This window comes from Bradyrhizobium cenepequi (genome assembly GCF_020329485.1).
Classification (GTDB): Bacteria; Pseudomonadota; Alphaproteobacteria; order Rhizobiales; family Xanthobacteraceae; genus Bradyrhizobium; species Bradyrhizobium cenepequi.
The window spans coordinates 1-17,098 of sequence record NZ_JAGKJI010000051.1 but is presented as its reverse complement, the minus strand read 5'-3'; the positions used below and the strand labels follow the sequence as shown (position 1 = coordinate 17,098).

The following is a 17,098-nucleotide window of genomic DNA, read 5'->3' as shown; positions in this document are numbered from 1 at the left end:
ACGAACATGGGAACCACGCCATGCGCATCCTTGTGGCAGGTGCTACCGGCGCCGTCGGCCGGCAACTCGTTCCCGCCCTGATCCTGGCCGGCCATTCGGTGATCGGCACCACGCGAACATCAGCCAAAGCCGAGACTATCAAGCAGATGGGCGCGGAGCCTGTCATCCTCGATGGGCTCGATGCACAGGCCGTTCGCGCGGCGGTCCTTGCGAAGCAGCCCGAAGTGATCGTCCATCAGATGACAGACCTCGCTGCTGTCACCGATCTCCGCCATTTCGATCGCGCCTTCGCCGTCACCAACCGGCTGCGCACCCTCGGCACCGATTTTCTGCTGGCGGCCGCACGCGAAGCTGGCACACGGCGTTTCGTTGCGCAAAGCTTCTGTGGCTGGACCTATGGCCGCGGCGGCGCACCGGTCAAGACAGAGGCCGATCCGCTCGATCCCGATCCGCCGCAGGAATTGCGCCGCACCCTGGAAGCGATCCAGTATCTGGAGCGGACCGTCACCGGCTCGGAACAACCGGAAGGAATCGTGCTCCGATACGGATCGTTCTACGGTCCCGATACCGGCATACTCTCGCGGGCTATGATCGATCAATTGCGGCGCCGGCGCGTACCTATGATCGGCGATGGCGGCGGCTGGTGGTCGTTCATCCATGTCGCTGATGCCGCATCCGCGACTGTTGCTGCAATCGAGCGTGGCAAGGCCGGCAACATCTACAACATTGTCGACGACGAGCCCGCGGAGGTCAGCGAATGGCTTCCGGCGCTTGCAGCGATCGTAGGCGCCAAACTGCCATTCCATGTGCCGGCTTGGCTCGGCCGCCTGCTCGGCGGCGAACACTTGGTGGCGATGATGACCGAGGTGCGGGCGGGCTCGAACGTCAAAGCCAGGCGCGAACTCGGCTGGCAGCCATCGCATCCATCCTGGCGCACCGGCTGTGCCGAAATCGCTGGGCATTCCGACGGGCACAGCGCCGCCGCTTGAGCAGATGGTGCCAAGGCGCCGTGCGGTCAGCCCTCCGATCGTCGCTGCAGGGCGGCGCCATCCATGCCGTCCTGCGCCAGTCGAAGGTGAGCCAGGATCGTTGGGGCGATATCGACCACCGTGGCGGCGGTCTCGCGAACCTTGCCCGCTGCAAAACCGTTGCCGCTGATCATCAGGAACGGCGATTGTTCGTAAGCGCCAAATCCGCCGTGTTGGCCACAGCCCAACCGATCCGCTTTGCCGGACGAAGGTTTGGCGACGAGGCTCGTGCCACGCACGCCATAGGCATTGGGCTCATCATTCGCGCGCATTGAAACCGCGAAGGCAAGCTGATGGTGCGGCGCCTGCCCAATACGGTGCAGGTCGTCGGCCGATACGATGCGACCGGCCCACGCGGCTCGGTCGAGGTGGGCGGCGAGCGCGCCTAGTCGATCGGAGCAATCCGGATGCACGTAGATCAGGGCGGACGTACCGTTCGAACTGACGATAACGTCACGCGAGGGTTCGGAATCCTTGAGCCCGGCCGCGACCAGATCCTGATCGATATCGACGACACTGGTCACGGTTTGGTGGCCGTGGTCCGAACCGATCATGAGCAGGATGTCCTCAGCGCGGGCACGACAAGCCTCGACGGCTTCGATCACCTCCTGCGCCCGCAGATCCGATTGCCTTAGCGCCTCGAGATGCTCGGCGGAGCCCAAGGGAGAGATGTGCTGGGTTGCGTCGGGATCTCCCAGCCAGAGAATGCCGAGTGCCGGGCGTCGCCCGAACACAACTTCATGGATGAACCGCTCCGTCATCGCCCGATCGCTGCCAAGGTCCGGCTGAACATGCAACGCATCGGGCTCGGGGATCGGAATACGGCCCGGTCCGAACGAACCGGCGCGATGATAGACGTGGCCATAACCATCGGGATCATGCGCGTACGCGGCACCGGGCGAGACATTGCTGAAGACGATCGCGCCGCCGATGGTCGACACGCGCTCGGCAAGCGTCGGCACCGCCAGCGAGCGGCCCGTGATATTGCGCTTGTGCTGCAGGAAGTCGGGCGTGCCTGCGTCATGGGGGACCAGTTCGCCGTTCTCCACCAGCACCATCGAATTGCCCTGCAGTTCATGGCGCGCCGGGAAGCATCCCGTGGCGATGCTGGCCGAGACCACGCGCGTGCAGGAGGGAAATACGGTGCGGTAATCGGCGAAAGTCTCGGCACGTCGGCTGAAGGCGACCAGGTGCGGCATGGTTTCCGGGGCGATGAGATCGCGCCGGAGCCCATCGAGGGTGACAAGGATCGTGCGTCGCATCAGGCCTCCGCTCCATCAGCGCGTTCGCAGGCCGCATTCTCGACCCAACCGGCGACGCGCAACAGATCGCCATCGCGCCCGCGAGCGCCTATCAGTTGAACGCCAATTGGAAGCCCATGGCCACCCCTGAGCAGCGGCAGCGAGACGGTCGGCAGGCCGCAGAGGCTCCATGGCATCGACATGACGCCGGAGCCCGGTCCTTCTTCCAGCCGCATCGCCTCGCCCGGCGCCGACAGGGTGATCAGCGCATCGTGTTCGACCAACAGTCGCGAGGCCAGTTCAACGAGACGGTCGGCCTCTGCATCGAGCGTGAGGTAGCGCGCCGCGCTGATGATGCGGCCGGCTTCGATGCCCTGCTGCAGTGGCGCGCAATAGCGGCGGATGATTTCGGCCGGGCTCGAACCGAAGCGATAAGCGAGATGCGCGTTGAGCAGCCCGAAGGCGACATCGAGCGCCTGATCGAATTCAACCGGGAGTTCGACCTCGACGATCTTGGTCGGCAGTGCCTCGATGAACGTCTCGAATGCTTGGCCCGCATCGTCGTTGATCAGCTTCCAGCCGGGCCCCTTGACCACGCCGAGACGAGGCACTGGGGCCGCAGGCTGGACAGCAGCCAACGCGGGATCGAACGCGCCGGCGAAAAGACACAAATCCGAGATCGAGCGAGCCAACAGGCCAAGATGCGCCATCCTCGGCACCAGCACATTCGATCCCGCCATCGACGTGAATCCGAACGAGGCCTTGAACGCGAATGCGCCGCAATACGATGCGGGGAGGGTAGTCGAAGCGGTATGCTGCGTGCCGAGCGCGAGCGGCACCATGTGGTCGACGACCGCGGCGGCAGAACCCGCCGATGACACGCCCGGAGAGCGCGACAGATCCTTAGGATTGCGGGTCGGGCTCGGATGGTACATCCCGAATTCGGATGTCGCGGTCTTGCCGACAATGATCGCGCCTGCGCGGCGCAGTGCCGCAACGGCGTCCGCATCGGCATCCGGCTGCCGGCCGCGAAGCGTTTCGCTGCCATATTCGGAAGGCATGTCGGCGGTGTCGAATACGTCTTTCACCCCGATCGGCAGGCCATGCAGCGCGCCGAGCGATTGGCCTGAGGCGCGCTGCGCGTCCGCACGCCGTGCCTGCTCGCGCGCCCGTTCCGCATCGAGGAAAGTCCACGCCTTGACCTCCGGCTCACGCGCGGCGATCCGGTCGAGGCAGGCATTCATCAGATCGAGGGCGCTTGTCTCGCCCCGCTTAAGCCTGCTCGCCAGCACGCTGGCCGACAGGTGATTTGGAAGCGTGGACCCGGTCATCATCGAACCGAGGCTGTGATGCTGCAGCCGGACTCGGCGGCCGAGCGGAACGCGGTCGCGGCGGGAACGGTGGCGATCCGCTCGTAATAGTCCCAGGGCTGCCGGCTCGCTGCGGGCGACTTCACGCTGTAGACGCCGAGGTCATAGGCGAGGCGGCCGTTCTGCTGCAGGACAGCCCGCTGCCCGAACCGATCGACGGGGAGCTGGCGCATCTCGGCATTGACGATCACGGCATCGTCGCTATTGGCGCTTCTCGCGGCTTTCAGGAAATGCAGGACGCCGGAATAGACGCCGGCCTGTTCGCGGGTCGGCATTCGGCCGTGCTCCTTCAGGAAACGCAGCGCGAAATCGCGGGTGCCGTCGCTGTCATCCCAATAGAAGCCGGTGGTGATGATAAGCCCTTGCGCCGCTTCCAGGCCAAGGCTGTGGACATCGGTGATGAAAGCGTGGAGCGCCGCGATCTTCTGCGTGCGCATGATGTCGAACTGGCCGGCCTGCTTGATCGCATTGACCGTATCGGCGCCGGCGCTCGCGAGTGCGACGACCTGCGCGCTCGAGCTTTGGGCACGCAACAACAGCGAGGCGAAATCGGCGGTGTTGAGCGGATGGCGCGCGCTGCCGAGCACCTTGCCGCCGCGCTCCCGCACCACGGCGGTAGCATCTTTCTCCAGGTCGTGGCCGAAAGCGTAGTCGGCAGTGAGGAAGAACCAGGACTTCTGCCCCTGCTCGGTCAGCGCCGCAGCCGTGCCGCGCGCTAGCGCGTAAGTGTCGTCGGTCCAGTGGGTGACGTAGGGCGAGCAACGTGCGCCGGTGATCTCGACGCTGGCGGCACCCGATACCAGGAGCGACCGCTTCTTCTCGGTCGCGATCGTCATCAGCGCGAATACCGCGCCCGAATGGGGCAGGTCGACAATGGCGTCGACGCCTTGCCGGTCAAACCACTCGCGTGCAATGGCTGAAGCGACATCCGGCTTGTTCTGATGATCGGCGGTGATGATCTCGATCGGGACTCCGTCGATCGAGCCGCCAAAATCGGCAACGGCCATCCGCGCGGCCTTGATCGAGCCCGGCCCGCCGACATCGGAGACCACGCCGCTTTGATCGCCCATGACCCCGATGACGACCTTACTGTCCGAAAATTGAGAGAAGGCCGGCGACGTGAGTATTGAGCTAAGTGCAATTGAAATCAGGATTTTTCGATACATTTCGCTGCTCCGCGTGAGGTGCAGCGCACCCTAACAATTCGGCGCGACACATATGTGACATATGTGGTACATATGTGTCGGCTGATGAAGGCGGCCTAGATATCGAAGTCGATGGGGAAAGAGCGTGACCAGACAGGCGACGGAAATCGAAACATTCGGGCCGGAGACGGAGAACGGGGACGCGTTGGTCGCCCGCATCTGCTGGCACTACTACAAGGAGGGGCAGACCCAGGACGTCATCGCGCAGCACCTGAAAATCACCCGAAAGCGCGTCAACCAGATCCTCGGAGAGGCGCGGGAACGCGGCGTCGTCCAGATCTCTATCGCCAGCCCCTTCGGTCCCTGCAGTGAACTTGAGGCGCGCCTAGTTGCGCGGTTCAGGTTGCGCAACGCCATCGTCGTGCCCGGGCCGATTGGCGATACCGATGTCCGCAACCTCGTCGGCGCCGCCGCCGGCCATTACATTTCCGAGCACTTGCCGCCCGCCGGAACGCTCGGTATCACATGGGGCGGCACCATCAACATGGCCGCGCAAAATCTGCGGCGCCGCTCCGGCGACGGCTGTCGTGTCGTTCTGCTGTGTGGCGGGCTTGCCGAAAGCACGGCGATCAACCCTTACGACAACGCAGCGATGATGGCGCGCGCTTTGGGCGCGACGTGCTACTATGTGACCGCACCGATGTTCGCGCCAACGGCACAGCTCCGCGACGCGCTGGTTTCCAGCGAGCCGGTTCGCTCGGTTCTCGCAATTGTCGCCGAGCTGGATATCGCCCTGTTCAGCGCGATCGATCTGTCCGAACAATCGAAAGCGCTGGAATACTGCGTTATATCGCGGCAGACATGGCAATCGCTGCGCGACGCCGGCGCCGTCGGCGATATCTGCGGCCACTATCTCGACGAGGATGGCAATACCGTCACGCATCCCCTGACCGAGCGCGTGATCCATCCGTCGATGCGCGATCTCAAGGCGGTGCGCGAGCGCATCCTTGCGGCCGGCGGCCTTCAGAAGCTCCCGATCATCAGAGCGGCAATCCGCGCGGGGCTCGCCGACATCCTGATCACGGACGAACGTGTCGCGACCGCCCTTTGCGAAGATCGGTGATTACGCCAGTCGCCGCGGCGGTTCGCCACCCTTGGTCCAGGCATCGATGCACTCGACCATCTGGCCGTAATGGATGCCAAGGCTCTCCTGGGTCGCGTAGCCAAGGTGCGGCGTCAGCACGAGGTTGCCGAGTTTGCGGAAGGGATGGTCGACCGGCAGCGGCTCGACCGAGAACACGTCGATGCCCGCACCCGCGATCTTCTTCGCGCTCAGGACTTCCAATAGTGCGTTCTCGTCGACGATCGGCCCGCGCGCGGTATTGACGAGATAGGCCGTCGGCTTCATCCGCGCGAGATCGGCGGCGCCCACGAGCCCGCGCGAGCGCTCGCTCAGCACCACATGGATGGTGACGATGTCGGCGGTCGAAAACAACTCCTCCTTGCTGGCGTAGCCGACACCGACCTCCTTGCATTTCTCGGCCGTCAGGTTGGGGCTCCAGGCGATGACGTTCATGCCGAACGCCTGCGCGAGCTTGGCCACCCGGCTGCCGAGCTTGCCGAGCCCGACCACGCCGAGCGTGCAGCCCTCGATCTCGACGCCGGCAAAGGTCTGCCAGGGCTCGCCGGCATGCATCCGCGCGTTCTCGCGGCCGATGCCGCGCGTGAGTTCCAGGATCAGGCCGAGCGTCAGGGCAGCTGTCGGGTCGCGGCTATATTGCGTCCCGCACAGCACCACCTTGTGGTCCTTGGCGGCGTCCACATCGATCGCGGCATTACGCATGCCTGATGTCAGCAGAAGTTTCAGCTTGGGCAGCGCTGCGAACAGCGTGCGCGGAAATGCAGTGCGCTCACGCATCGCGCAGATGATCTCGAAATCGGCGAGCGTGCTCGCGGCCGCCGCCTGGCTCGCAAACGGCTCCCTGAATACGGTGACGTCGACGCGGCCCGTGATCCCGGACCAGTCCGCGACCGAAAGTGACAGGTTGAAATAATCGTCGAGGATTGCACAGCGCAGCCGCGTCATCGGAGAATCCGTCTCTGGTGAGAGGACGACAGAATACCGTCAGGAGAGATCGTCATGGTTGCGCGCAATCGTCGGGTCGCGCAAGCGGACTTGAGGAACGTCAGCTCAAATATCCGACAGGCTCGACCGCACCCGGTGCTTGGCGCGCCAGGCCGGACCAGGTCCGCGCATGTAGTGCAGTTCCGGCCGGTAGGGGTTGAACGCCCTGATGAAGAATTCGTGGCAGAAGGCGCGGAATTCGGCGACAATCTTCACAAGGCCAGCGCGGCCGGTCCCGGTTGCGGGCAGGGAAGTGCTCGTTGCCATAACGCAGCCCTCCTGTTCGTCATGCGCGGCTTTCTCGCGCAAAATGCCGTTTTCGACGCCGAAAGCGAGATTTCGCCCGATTTATTAAAAGATGGTTTCAATTGTCGTCATCTTGCGCACACATGGTTTCGACCCCGTAATCATCGGGGTGAACGGATGGAAAACGTGCGGGGTGCGGTTGCGCTTTGAAGGCCCGGCGGCTACATCGGCGGCAGCAAAAATTTCCACAAATCCTGCCGATTCCAGGGGACTCAATGGCCCGCCAGTTCGTCTATTTCATGCAAGGTCTGACCAAGAGCTACCCGACCCGCAAGGTGCTCGACAACATCCACCTGAGCTTCTACCCGGAGGCCAAGATCGGCGTGCTCGGCGTCAACGGCGCCGGTAAATCGACGCTGCTCAAGATCATGGCCGGCATCGACAACGAGTACACGGGCGAAGCCTGGGTCGCCCAGGGCGCCCGCGTCGGCTACCTTGAGCAGGAACCGCAACTCGATCCCAAGCTGACCGTACGCGAGAACGTGATGCAGGGCGTCGCCAAGCAGAAGGCGATCCTGGATCGCTACAACGAGCTGGCGATGAACTACTCGGATGAGACCGCCGACGAGATGACTAAGTTGCAGGACGAGATCGAGGCGCAGAGCCTCTGGGATCTCGACAGCAAGGTCGACCAAGCGATGGACGCCCTGCGCTGTCCGCCCGACGACGCCGACGTCACAAAGCTGTCCGGCGGCGAGCGCCGCCGCGTCGCGCTGTGCCGGCTCTTGCTCGACCAGCCCGAGCTGCTGCTGCTGGACGAACCGACCAACCATCTCGACGCCGAGTCGGTGTCCTGGCTGGAAGGCCACCTGCGGCAATATCCCGGCGCGATCCTGATCGTCACCCACGACCGCTACTTCCTGGACAACGTCACGGGCTGGATCCTCGAGCTCGATCGCGGCCGCGGCATTCCCTATGAGGGCAATTACTCCTCCTGGCTGGTGCAGAAGCAGAAGCGGCTCGAGCAGGAGGGCCGCGAAGAGGCCGCGCATCAGCGCACGCTCGCGCGCGAGCAGGAATGGATCGCGGCCTCGCCGAAGGCGCGCCAGGCCAAATCCAAGGCGCGCTACCAGCGCTACGAAGAACTGCTCAAGAAGGCGAGCGAGAAGCAGACGCAGACCGCGCAGATCATCATCCCCGTTGCCGAACGGCTCGGCCAGAACGTCGTCGATTTCGAGGGCCTGACGAAATCGTTCGGCGATCGCATGCTGATCGACAATCTCACCTTCAAGCTGCCGCCCGGCGGCATCGTCGGCGTGATCGGTCCGAACGGCGCCGGCAAGACCACGCTGTTCCGCATGATCACCGGCCAGGAGAAGCCGGATCAGGGCACCATCACGATCGGCGAGTCCGTTCATCTCGGCTATGTCGACCAGTCGCGCGACAGCCTGGAGGCCAACAAGACGGTGTGGGAGGAGATTTCCGGCGGAAACGAACTGATCCTGCTCGGCAGGCGCGAGGTGAATTCGCGCGGCTATTGTTCGGCCTTCAATTTCAAGGGCGCCGATCAGCAGAAGAAGGTTGGCTCACTTTCGGGCGGCGAACGCAACCGCGTGCATCTTGCCAAGATGCTGAGGTCCGGCGCCAACGTGCTGCTGCTCGACGAGCCCACCAACGACCTCGACGTCGATACGCTGCGCGCGCTCGAAGAGGCGTTGGAGGATTTCGCCGGCTGCGCCGTGATCATCAGCCACGACCGCTGGTTCCTCGACCGTATCGCCACTCACATCCTCTCCTTCGAAGGCGACAGCCATGTCGAATGGTTCGAAGGCAATTTCCAGGATTACGAAAAGGATAAGCTGCGACGTCTTGGCCAGGATTCGATCATCCCGCATCGCCTGAAGTATAAGAAGCTGACGCGGTAACGGCGTTCCTGCTGCGGCCAGTTGTCGCTTTTCACCGCCGGGAGATTGCGTAGATATAGCGCTCCGCAATCTCCAATCCTGCCGCGAGCCATTCAGAATGTCTGCCACCTCCGACGCATCCGTGCCGCCGAAGAGCATATCGCTGCGTCCGGTTCCCATGCTGATCTTCGGATCGCGCTGGCTGCAATTGCCGCTTTATGTCGGGCTGATTATCGCCCAGGGCGTCTATGTGGTGCTGTTCATCAAGGAGTTGTGGCACCTATTCGCCCACGCCTTCGATTTCAGCGAGCAGCAGATCATGCTGGCGGTGCTCGGCCTGATCGACGTCGTCATGATCTCGAACCTCCTGGTGATGGTGATCGTCGGCGGCTACGAGACCTTCGTCTCGCGTCTCAACCTGCGGGGCCATCCCGACGAGCCGGAATGGCTGAGCCACGTCAACGCCAGCGTGCTCAAGATCAAGCTCGCGATGGCGATCATCGGCATCTCCTCGATCCACCTGTTGCGGACATTCATCGAGGCCGGTGCATTGGCGTCGGGCAAGACCAACTACACAGAGACGGGCGTGATGTGGCAGACCATCATCCACACCGTCTTCATCCTGTCCGCGATCGGCATTGCCGTGGTCGACCGGCTGTCGAACGCGTCGGTTGAAGACGCCAGGCAGGCGGCTGAACATTGAACGTGCAGCTATCGGGAGGTCGTGCTAGGTTTATACACGGAGTGCGACCGATATCCGCTGTGAGAACAGGACGGCACTCCGATTGGACCGCTGTGTGAATAGGCCGTTCGACTTGCCATTCCTTCGCGCGCTCGCCTTCGGCCTTTTCTTGACGTTAGCAGCGGCCTCACCCGCCCGCGCCGCCGATGCGGCCTTCACTCAGTTCATCGCTTCGCTGTGGCCGGAGGCGCAGGCTGCCGGCGTATCGCGCGCGACGTTCGATCGCGAGACGCGCGGGCTTGAGCCTGATTACAAGCTGCCGGACCTGATCCTGCCGGGCCGTCCGGCGACCGGTGCGCCGTCGCAGGCCGAATTCGTCCAGGTGCCGGCGGATTATATCAAGGAAGCCTCGATTGCGCGGCTCGCGGCCGAAGGGCAGCGGCTGATGCAGAAATATCGCGCTGACCTCAATGAGATCGAAAATCGCTTCGGCGTGCCCGCGACCGTGGTGCTCGCAATTTGGGGGCGCGAGACCGATTACGGCCGCTACAAGCTGCCTTACGACACGCTGCGCGTGGTCGCGACGCAGGCCTATGTCGGCCGCCGCAAGGACCAGTACCGCACCGAGTTCATCCTCGCGCTGAAGATCCTCGGCGAGGGCGCGGTGACGCGCCAGGAGATGCGCTCGTCCTGGGCCGCCGCGACCGGGCTCACGCAGTTCCTGCCGTCCGAATACTACAAGCACGGCGTCGATCTCGACGGAGATGGCCGCATCGACATCTGGCACTCGGTGCCGGATGCGCTCGCTTCCGCCGCCCAGCAGCTCGTCAACAAAGGGTGGCAGAAGGGCGTGCGCTGGGCCTACGAGGTGAAGGCGCCGACCAATGTCGATTGCACGATGGGCGTGCCCGAAGTGTCGAGACCGATCGGCGAATGGCTGCGCTCAGGCTTTGTGCCGGTGCGCGGACAGAAGCTCAATGCGACGGAGCAGGCGCAGCCCGCCTCATTGTTGCAGCCCGAAGGCATCTACGGTCCGGCATTCCTGACCACGAAGAACTACTTCGTCATCAAGGAATACAATTTCTCGGATCTCTATGTGCTGTTCGTCGGCCATCTAGCCGACCGAATGACGAGTCCGCTGCCGTTCGCGACGCCCTGGTCGGCGACGACGCAATTACGCACCACCGATGTCGAGGCGATGCAGCGTCATCTCACGCGGATCGGTCTCTACAAGGACAAGCTCGACGGCAAGGCCGGGATGCTGACCCGCGCCGCGCTCGGCGCCTACCAGAAATCGGCAGGCCTGAAGGTCGATTGCTGGCCGAGCGAAGCGGTGCTGCGTTCCATGAGCGCGGCGCGCTAGGCTAGGGCTGCGATCGACAAACAAAAACCCGGCCGCGAAAGGCCGGGTTTTGAAGCAAAACGCGGAGTTCGCGTCGATGGCGGTTAGTCGCAAACCTCAACGCGACGGAAACGCCAGCCGTAGCCGTCCCAGAAGCGCTCGCGAACCATGCGGCACGGAGGTTCTTCGACATAGACCGGGGCCGGCGCGACATAGACCGGAGCCGGACGGCTCGCTGCAATGGCGCCGCCGAGCAGCGCGCCGCCGATCAGGCCGCCGGCAACGCCGGCCGCGACCGCGCCGTCTCTGGCGTTAGCAGCCGGGGCGACCGCCAGCGAACCGGCAATCGTGGCGACCGCGACGAAGGCAGCTAATGTCTTCTTCATGTCTTGGGTTCTCCTGGATGGCGCCTTCAGCCGACGCCGGGTTTAACGATGACTCGCACGCTGGTTTCGAAACGCCTGTCGCAAAAAGAGCGCACAACAGTCAATCGAAAGTAAACGTCTGCGCGCTAATGGCCTGAGAAAAAGGTTTTTTCTGGCCATCAGCTGTTAAGGTTCCGGAAAACCCAAGGTTTTTCCAGCTTCCTGTGTGAGATTTAATGAAGGTGAATGCGCGTTAATCGCAAACGCGCACGCTACGAACCCGCCAACCATAGCCATCCCAGAAACGTTGGCGCTGCCATACGCAGGGCGGACCGTATTCGTAGGGATCGGCGACGTAGTAGCCTGGGCCCGGACCGTAGTAGCCGGGTCCGTAGTAGCGGTTCTGCGAGGCGATCGCGCCGCCAATAAGGGCGCCCCCGATAAGGCCGGCTGCAACGCCCGCGGCAACGCCGCGCTGCGCGTGCGCTGGAGGAGGTGCCGCCACGATCGAGCCGGCCAATGCAATGGCGGCAAATCCGAGCAATGTCTTCCTCATGGCCTCACCTTTCTTCGAGTCATCTCCTGGAGCGCTGATCTCTATCAGAGTTCCACATTTCCCCGTGACGATCAATCAACGCCGCGGCGGATGATCGGAGAAACAGTGGCTAGCGTGTGGTGCGATGATCCAGATCAGACTTAGAGCCATTCCAATCTACCTCCGCCATCAGTTTGGAATTGCTTCAAATTCCGGTTTTTCCTTTTGCTTCGTCTGGTCGCGTTCAATATTTCTTAGGTCAGTATCACCGACCGGACCCGCCTTTTCGATGATCGTTTGTTCCTGCAACATCCTTAGCGACCACGACGTCCGCAATGCCGTGAGCGCCGGCCAGTCCTTGCCGCGAAATGCGAAGCAGCTCTATGGCTGCCTCGGCTGCAGCGCCGAATGCGGCCGCTGCGCCCGGACCATCAAGACCATCATCGACGAGGCCCTCGGCCCCTGCGCCAAGGCTTGCTGTGCCGGCTGCCCGCACAGTCACGAGGCGGCCGAGGAACCGGTGCAGACTGAGTTCGCGCTCGCGGCCTGCTGAATCCCCGAGTTCCCCCGATTTTCGTGCTGGTGTCGCCAAGGTGGAGCCTTGCTCCTGCCTCAAATCTGATTTAGAAGCGTTCTAAATTTTGATTCAGGCCCGATCGGGGCCCTCTGAGGATTTGGAGTGGACTATGCAGGGCGACCCTAAGGTCATCGAATATCTCAACAAGGGTCTGCGCCACGAGCTTACGGCTATCAATCAATACTGGCTGCACTACAGATTCCTCCACAATTGGGGTCTGTTGGAGATGGCCAAGGTATGGCGCAAGGAATCCATCGAGGAGATGGAGCACGCCGACAAACTCACCGACCGCATCATTTTCTTCGACGGCTTTCCCAACATGCAGGTGCTGGATCCCCTGCGGATCGGCCAAAACGTTCGGGAAATCATCGAGTGCGATCTGGCCGCCGAGATGAGCGCCCGCGCACTCTACGAGGAAGCGGCCACATATTGTCACAGCGTAAAAGACTACGTCAGCCGCGACCTATTCGAGAAACTGATGAAGGACGAGGAACACCATATCGACTTCCTCGAGACTCAGCTCGACCTGATCGAGCGCATCGGCCTTGAGCTCTACACTCAGAAGCACGTCGGCCATCTCGAGAACGGGGACTGAGCGCTGCGGATCATCACCCACTCCTGAAAGGGGAGGGTGATGCGCGCCAGCCCTCAGAGCTGCGTCTTGTAGCGCTCTTCCACCGCCGCCTGGCTCTCCGGTTCGCCGAGCGTGGTCTGGTCGTGGATCACTTCGCTGATGCTCGGGAAGACCTTGCGCTCGACGCGAGTGTCAGCCGACCACAGTTTCGAGCGCATCAAGGCCTTTCCGCAGTGGAAATAGGCTTCCGTCACGTCGATGCGCAGCACCGCGCGCGGCGGCTTGCCGAATTCCACCATCGAAGCCAGCAGGTCGGGATCACCCGACACCCGTCCCTTGCCGCCGACCCGCAGCGTCTCGTCGATTCCCGGCACGAAGAAGATGAGCTGCACAAAGCCTGAGCCCTCGACGATGTTCCGGAAGCTGTCGATGCGGTTGTTGCCGGAGCGGTCCGGCATCAACAGAAGGTTCGGCGAGGCGACGCTGATGAAGCCCGGATTGCCACCGCGCGGGGAGGCATCGACACTGCCGTCGGAGCCGGACGTCGCCAGCACGCAGAACGGCGACATGCCGATGAACTTCCTCGCATGCACATCGATCTCCGGCCGTGCTTTTGCGATCACGCGCGCGGTCGGCTTTGGATAGATCGAGGCGAGGTCGGTGGCGGCAAGATCAGTCACGGGCGCTCTCCGGATGTCGTATTTGTGACGAGCGTATCATCACGCAATTCCGCCGTCATCCCGCACTGGCGGAAGCGTGTTCATGCTCAGCCGCGATCCTCGACATCCGTCTCGGGGCGGTCGGTGCCGGCGGCCGTCTCGGTGCGCCATTGACCGTCGGAGGTTTCATACTCGATCGCCTCGGTGCGCCCGGGCACGCGTTGCTCGGCGGCGGCACGGCGAGCTGCAGCCAGCGCCGCGGCGTGGGTGGCGAACGGTTCGGAGAACACGCCGTCCACCGTGTAGGCCCATCCGCCATCATGTTCGACGACCTTGTAGATCACATGGCTCATCGGGAACTCGCTTCACAGCTGCGGCCGGGAGGGTGAAGCTACCGGCGCTTTCATGACAGAATAGGCGATGATGTAGGAATTTCCATGGGCCGATCGTCCTGGGATCGGGCGATGGATCCAGCTCGCCGGTGACAGGAGCAAAGCATGTGCCGCAACATCAAGACGTTGTTCAACTTCGAACCGCCCGCGAGCGAGGACGAGATCAACGCTTCCGCGCTGCAATTCGTGCGCAAACTATCCGGCTTCAACAAGCCGTCGCAGGCCAATGAAGCCGCCTTCAATCGCGCGGTTGCCGAGGTCTCCGATGCCGCGCGCCGGCTTCTCGCCTCGTTACACACCACGGCACCGGCGCGCGACCGCGAGGTGGAGGCGGAAAAGGCGAGGGAGCGTTCGCGGCTGCGGTTCGGGTGAGCTGCGCCGGGCGTGATCTGGCTCGATCGACTGGCGGCCTATTTCTTGTCCTTCTTCTTCTTTTTCTTCTCCTTGCGATCCTCGTCATCATCGGGATCGTCGAGGCCGTCGGGCTGCTCGGTCACGGCCGCAGCCAGCGCTTCGCGCTCGGCCGCCTCCTGCTCGCGCTGGCGGCGATAGTCTTCCCAGGCGTCAAAGATCATGTGCAGCCAGGGCATCACCTGTTCGATCGACGGCAATTGCCCGGGCGGGCCCGGCTCGCCGCGCGGACCGGCCGGCCCTTGCGGCCCGGCGGGACCTTGCGGACCGGGCGCACCCTGCTGGCCTGGTTCGCCCCTTTTGCCTTGCGGACTGGGCTTGCCCGGTGCTCCCGGCTTGCCTTGAGGGCCCGGCTTGCCGCGGGCGCCATCCGGGCCGCGCCGGCCGGGATGTCCCTGCGGTCCCGGCCGCCCCTGTTCGCCGGGCCGGCCACGTGGGCCCGGCGGTCCCGGTGGTCCGCGCCGGCTGGAAGCATCATCGGCCACAGCTGCACTCCGAAAGAAAATTGCGTCGCGCGTTCTTAGCGGCGTTTCGCGACTGCTTCAATTGCGCGAGCGGCCATTGCCGGATTGATCAACATCAATGATGCATTCGCGGGCCATGGCATCGTCGCAGTGTGGTGGTGGAACGGGAGCGAAGCCGTGAACGCAGGCTGGAAGATCTTCTTGCTGTCGCTGGCCCTATTCGCGATTGCCTTCGGTGCCGAGCGGCTGTTGGTGCCCGACATCGTGCCGATCGGCTTTGCCGAGGAGCCTCAGCCGCTGTTGTCGGTCCAGACCGCTTTCGTGCTGCGCGCTATCGAACTGATCGCGGGAAGCGTCGCGGCGCTCTCGCTCGTCATCACGCTCGGCGCCTGGGTGAGAAGCACGCGATCGCACGCGTAGCCAGCTCCGCTTAATCGCTCGGCCCGGGGACTTCGATTCCGTCAGCCGAATAGCTCCTGATCTTGTTGCGCAAGGTGCGCACGGAAACGCCGAGCACGCGCGCGGCGCGGGTGCGGTTGCCATTGCAGCGCATCAGTGTTTGCAGCACCAGCTCGCGCTCGACCTCGCCGACGGTGGCTCCGATCAGCAGCGGCACGATTTCATTGGGGGCAAGTGAGGCCGCCGGAATCTCCGGCAGGGGATGCGTGGACACGTAGGACATGACACCTCCCGAGCAACGCCCGTTCGCAACATGCGAATCGGAAACATCGAGAACACCAAAACCCCATGCCCGCGCGAGACGGTGGGCGCAGATGGTTAACAAACGCTTAACGAAATCGTTACCATCCACATTTGCGCATGGTTCCCGCCGGCGGCGGTGCTCACACCGCCCGGTAACCGCCATCCACCATCACGATCGATCCTGTGACATAGGCCGACAGATCGGAGGCGAGGAAGATCGCCGGTCCCACGATGTCCTCCGCCTTGCCGGCGCGGCCGAGTGGAGTATGCGCGATGAAGGTCTTCGCGAGCTCCGGATTGGTCGCGCGCGTCTGGGCGTTCAGCGGCGTCTCGATGAAGCCGGGACCGATCGCGTTGACGCGCACGCCTTCCTTGCCGAGCTCGGCGGCGAGCGCCTTGGTAAATCCGAGCACGCCGTGCTTCGAGGCGGTGTAGGCCGGTGAACTCGGCGTGCGCACATGCACGAAGGACTGGATCGATCCGATATTGACGATGCGCCCCTTCGCGGCGCGGATCTGCGGAAGGAACGCATGCGTCACGTTGAAGACGCCGGTGAGATTGATCGCGATGACGTCTTCCCAATCCTTGATGACAGCCTCGTCGGCGCCGAGCATGCCGTTGCGCCGCGCGATCCCGGCATTGTTGACGAGGATCGAGACCTGTCCGATCTTCCCGGCAATCTCCTTTCCAAGCGCAACGCAATCCTCGCGCCTGGTGACGTCGAGCGCAAAGCTGTCGGCTTTGCCGCCTGTGTCGCGGATCTCCTTCGCCGCTTCGGCCGCCGCGCCCTCGTTGACGTCGAGCAGCACGACGCGTGCGCCTTCGCGCGCGTAGCCGGCTGCGATCGCGCGGCCGATGCCGGAGCCCGCGCCGGTGACGACGGCGATGTGGTTTTCGAGAAAGGCCATGGATGTTTCCTCTTGCTTGTTGTTGAACGCCGCATGGAGGGTAGTTCAAATCACGAGGAATTTGTAGGGTGGGCAAAGCGTAAGTGTGCCCACCATCGCGAGCGGAGTGCTTGATGGTGGGCACGGCGCTTTCGCGCCTTTGCCCACCCTTGTATTAGCGCGTTGGAGTAGAGTGAGATCGTTCCGTGAGGAATGGCCCAGCCCGGGTGGCCGCCCGAGCTGGGCTGCCGATCGATCGGATCGCTGCCCACCGAAGCCTTGAGGCTGCCTTGTAGCAAGATCGCGGTCGGCGCTTCATCGGGACCCGAATGGTTGAACGAACTTCAGGTTCGCATCACAAGGGAGGGTCGACGAAGATGGCCAAGCCTATCACAATCTGCGCCGGGATCGATACCGGCAAACGGAAGCTGGACGTGGCGCTCGACGGC

The 17,098-nt window shown here is 63.4% G+C and carries 21 protein-coding genes; 9 read left to right on the top strand and 12 right to left on the bottom strand.

Annotated features, from left to right (window positions below; translation table 11 throughout):
• Positions 1-20 precede the first annotated feature (20 nt).
• The gene (locus J6497_RS33455; RefSeq protein WP_225708475.1) at positions 21-989 is read left to right on the top strand and encodes an NAD-dependent epimerase/dehydratase family protein; all 969 of its coding nucleotides are present in this window, start codon (positions 21-23) and stop codon (positions 987-989) included.
• A gap of 26 nt (positions 990-1,015) precedes the next feature.
• Here J6497_RS33455 and J6497_RS33450 read toward each other — a convergent pair whose 3' ends face one another.
• From J6497_RS33450 to J6497_RS33440, 3 genes are read right to left on the bottom strand one after another with little or no spacing between them, the layout of a single operon-like run.
• Positions 1,016-2,290, bottom strand: a complete 1,275-nt coding sequence (locus tag J6497_RS33450; protein ID WP_225708474.1) for an alkaline phosphatase family protein — start codon at positions 2,288-2,290, stop codon at positions 1,016-1,018.
• Positions 2,290-3,600 carry an amidase gene (locus tag J6497_RS33445; protein WP_225708473.1) on the bottom strand — a complete coding sequence of 437 codons (1,311 nt, stop codon included), beginning with the start codon at positions 3,598-3,600 and terminating at the stop codon, positions 2,290-2,292. The genes J6497_RS33450 and J6497_RS33445 overlap by 1 nt, the downstream gene beginning before the upstream one ends.
• A complete protein-coding gene (locus J6497_RS33440) occupies positions 3,600-4,805 on the bottom strand; it encodes an ABC transporter substrate-binding protein (RefSeq protein ID WP_225708472.1) in 1,206 nt (401 codons plus the stop codon). Before J6497_RS33440 ends, J6497_RS33445 begins: the two co-directional genes overlap by 1 nt.
• A 124-nt stretch (positions 4,806-4,929) precedes the next feature.
• On the opposite strand from J6497_RS33440, the gene J6497_RS33435 reads away from it, so the two are divergent.
• On the top strand, positions 4,930-5,907 hold the full coding sequence (locus J6497_RS33435) for a sugar-binding transcriptional regulator (protein ID WP_225708471.1): 978 nt from the start codon (positions 4,930-4,932) through the stop codon (positions 5,905-5,907).
• On the opposite strand, the gene J6497_RS33430 is transcribed toward J6497_RS33435, so the two are convergent.
• On the bottom strand, positions 5,908-6,870 hold the full coding sequence (locus J6497_RS33430; RefSeq protein WP_225708470.1) for a D-2-hydroxyacid dehydrogenase family protein: 963 nt from the start codon (positions 6,868-6,870) through the stop codon (positions 5,908-5,910). It abuts the gene before it with no gap.
• A 105-nt stretch (positions 6,871-6,975) separates the two neighbouring features.
• Positions 6,976-7,176, bottom strand: coding sequence for a hypothetical protein (locus J6497_RS33425; RefSeq protein ID WP_225708469.1), 201 nt, complete (start codon positions 7,174-7,176; stop codon positions 6,976-6,978).
• A gap of 254 nt (positions 7,177-7,430) precedes the next feature.
• Between J6497_RS33425 and ettA the strand changes: the two genes are divergently transcribed.
• The 3 genes from ettA (at position 7,431) to J6497_RS33410 (ending at position 11,104) form a co-directional block, all read left to right on the top strand.
• Positions 7,431-9,080: an energy-dependent translational throttle protein EttA gene (gene ettA / locus J6497_RS33420; RefSeq protein ID WP_225708468.1), complete on the top strand. Its 1,650-nt coding sequence runs from the start codon at positions 7,431-7,433 to the stop codon at positions 9,078-9,080.
• A gap of 97 nt (positions 9,081-9,177) precedes the next feature.
• A complete protein-coding gene (locus J6497_RS33415) occupies positions 9,178-9,762 on the top strand; it encodes a TIGR00645 family protein (RefSeq protein WP_225708467.1) in 585 nt (194 codons plus the stop codon).
• Between the two features lie 112 nt (positions 9,763-9,874).
• On the top strand, positions 9,875-11,104 hold the full coding sequence (locus J6497_RS33410; protein ID WP_376708312.1) for a lytic murein transglycosylase: 1,230 nt from the start codon (positions 9,875-9,877) through the stop codon (positions 11,102-11,104).
• A gap of 83 nt (positions 11,105-11,187) precedes the next feature.
• Here J6497_RS33410 and J6497_RS33405 read toward each other — a convergent pair whose 3' ends face one another.
• Positions 11,188-11,469: a hypothetical protein gene (locus J6497_RS33405; RefSeq protein ID WP_225120370.1), complete on the bottom strand. Its 282-nt coding sequence runs from the start codon at positions 11,467-11,469 to the stop codon at positions 11,188-11,190.
• Between the two features lie 232 nt (positions 11,470-11,701).
• On the bottom strand, positions 11,702-12,004 hold the full coding sequence (locus J6497_RS33400; RefSeq protein WP_225708466.1) for a hypothetical protein: 303 nt from the start codon (positions 12,002-12,004) through the stop codon (positions 11,702-11,704).
• A 268-nt stretch (positions 12,005-12,272) separates the two neighbouring features.
• Between J6497_RS33400 and J6497_RS33395 the strand changes: the two genes are divergently transcribed.
• On the top strand, positions 12,273-12,536 hold the full coding sequence (locus J6497_RS33395; protein ID WP_225708465.1) for a (2Fe-2S)-binding protein: 264 nt from the start codon (positions 12,273-12,275) through the stop codon (positions 12,534-12,536).
• 133 nt (positions 12,537-12,669) lie between these two features.
• Positions 12,670-13,155: a bacterioferritin gene (gene bfr, locus J6497_RS33390; protein WP_225708464.1), complete on the top strand. Its 486-nt coding sequence runs from the start codon at positions 12,670-12,672 to the stop codon at positions 13,153-13,155.
• Positions 13,156-13,208: 53 nt separating this feature from the next.
• Here the strand turns inward: bfr and J6497_RS33385 are convergent, their stop codons facing one another.
• Positions 13,209-13,814 carry a pyridoxamine 5'-phosphate oxidase family protein gene (locus tag J6497_RS33385; protein WP_225708463.1) on the bottom strand — a complete coding sequence of 202 codons (606 nt, stop codon included), beginning with the start codon at positions 13,812-13,814 and terminating at the stop codon, positions 13,209-13,211.
• Positions 13,815-13,900: 86 nt separating this feature from the next.
• Positions 13,901-14,146 (bottom strand): DUF2188 domain-containing protein, encoded by a 246-nt coding sequence (locus tag J6497_RS33380; RefSeq protein ID WP_225708462.1) that lies wholly within the window; start codon positions 14,144-14,146, stop codon positions 13,901-13,903.
• Between the two features lie 144 nt (positions 14,147-14,290).
• On the opposite strand from J6497_RS33380, the gene J6497_RS33375 reads away from it, so the two are divergent.
• Entirely contained in the window at positions 14,291-14,557 is a 267-nt protein-coding gene (locus J6497_RS33375; protein WP_225708461.1) for a DUF2277 domain-containing protein, read from the top strand.
• A 38-nt stretch (positions 14,558-14,595) separates the two neighbouring features.
• Here J6497_RS33375 and J6497_RS33370 read toward each other — a convergent pair whose 3' ends face one another.
• Positions 14,596-15,081, bottom strand: coding sequence for a collagen-like protein (locus J6497_RS33370; protein WP_225708460.1), 486 nt, complete (start codon positions 15,079-15,081; stop codon positions 14,596-14,598).
• An 84-nt stretch (positions 15,082-15,165) separates the two neighbouring features.
• On the opposite strand from J6497_RS33370, the gene J6497_RS33365 reads away from it, so the two are divergent.
• A complete protein-coding gene (locus tag J6497_RS33365) occupies positions 15,166-15,480 on the top strand; it encodes a hypothetical protein (RefSeq protein WP_225708459.1) in 315 nt (104 codons plus the stop codon).
• Positions 15,481-15,490: 10 nt separating this feature from the next.
• On the opposite strand, the gene J6497_RS33360 is transcribed toward J6497_RS33365, so the two are convergent.
• Together J6497_RS33360 and J6497_RS33355 are read right to left on the bottom strand one after the other, a co-directional pair.
• On the bottom strand, positions 15,491-15,742 hold the full coding sequence (locus tag J6497_RS33360; protein ID WP_225708458.1) for a helix-turn-helix domain-containing protein: 252 nt from the start codon (positions 15,740-15,742) through the stop codon (positions 15,491-15,493).
• Between the two features lie 160 nt (positions 15,743-15,902).
• Positions 15,903-16,670, bottom strand: a complete 768-nt coding sequence (locus tag J6497_RS33355; RefSeq protein ID WP_225708457.1) for an SDR family NAD(P)-dependent oxidoreductase — start codon at positions 16,668-16,670, stop codon at positions 15,903-15,905.
• Between the last annotated feature and the right edge of the window lie 428 nt (positions 16,671-17,098).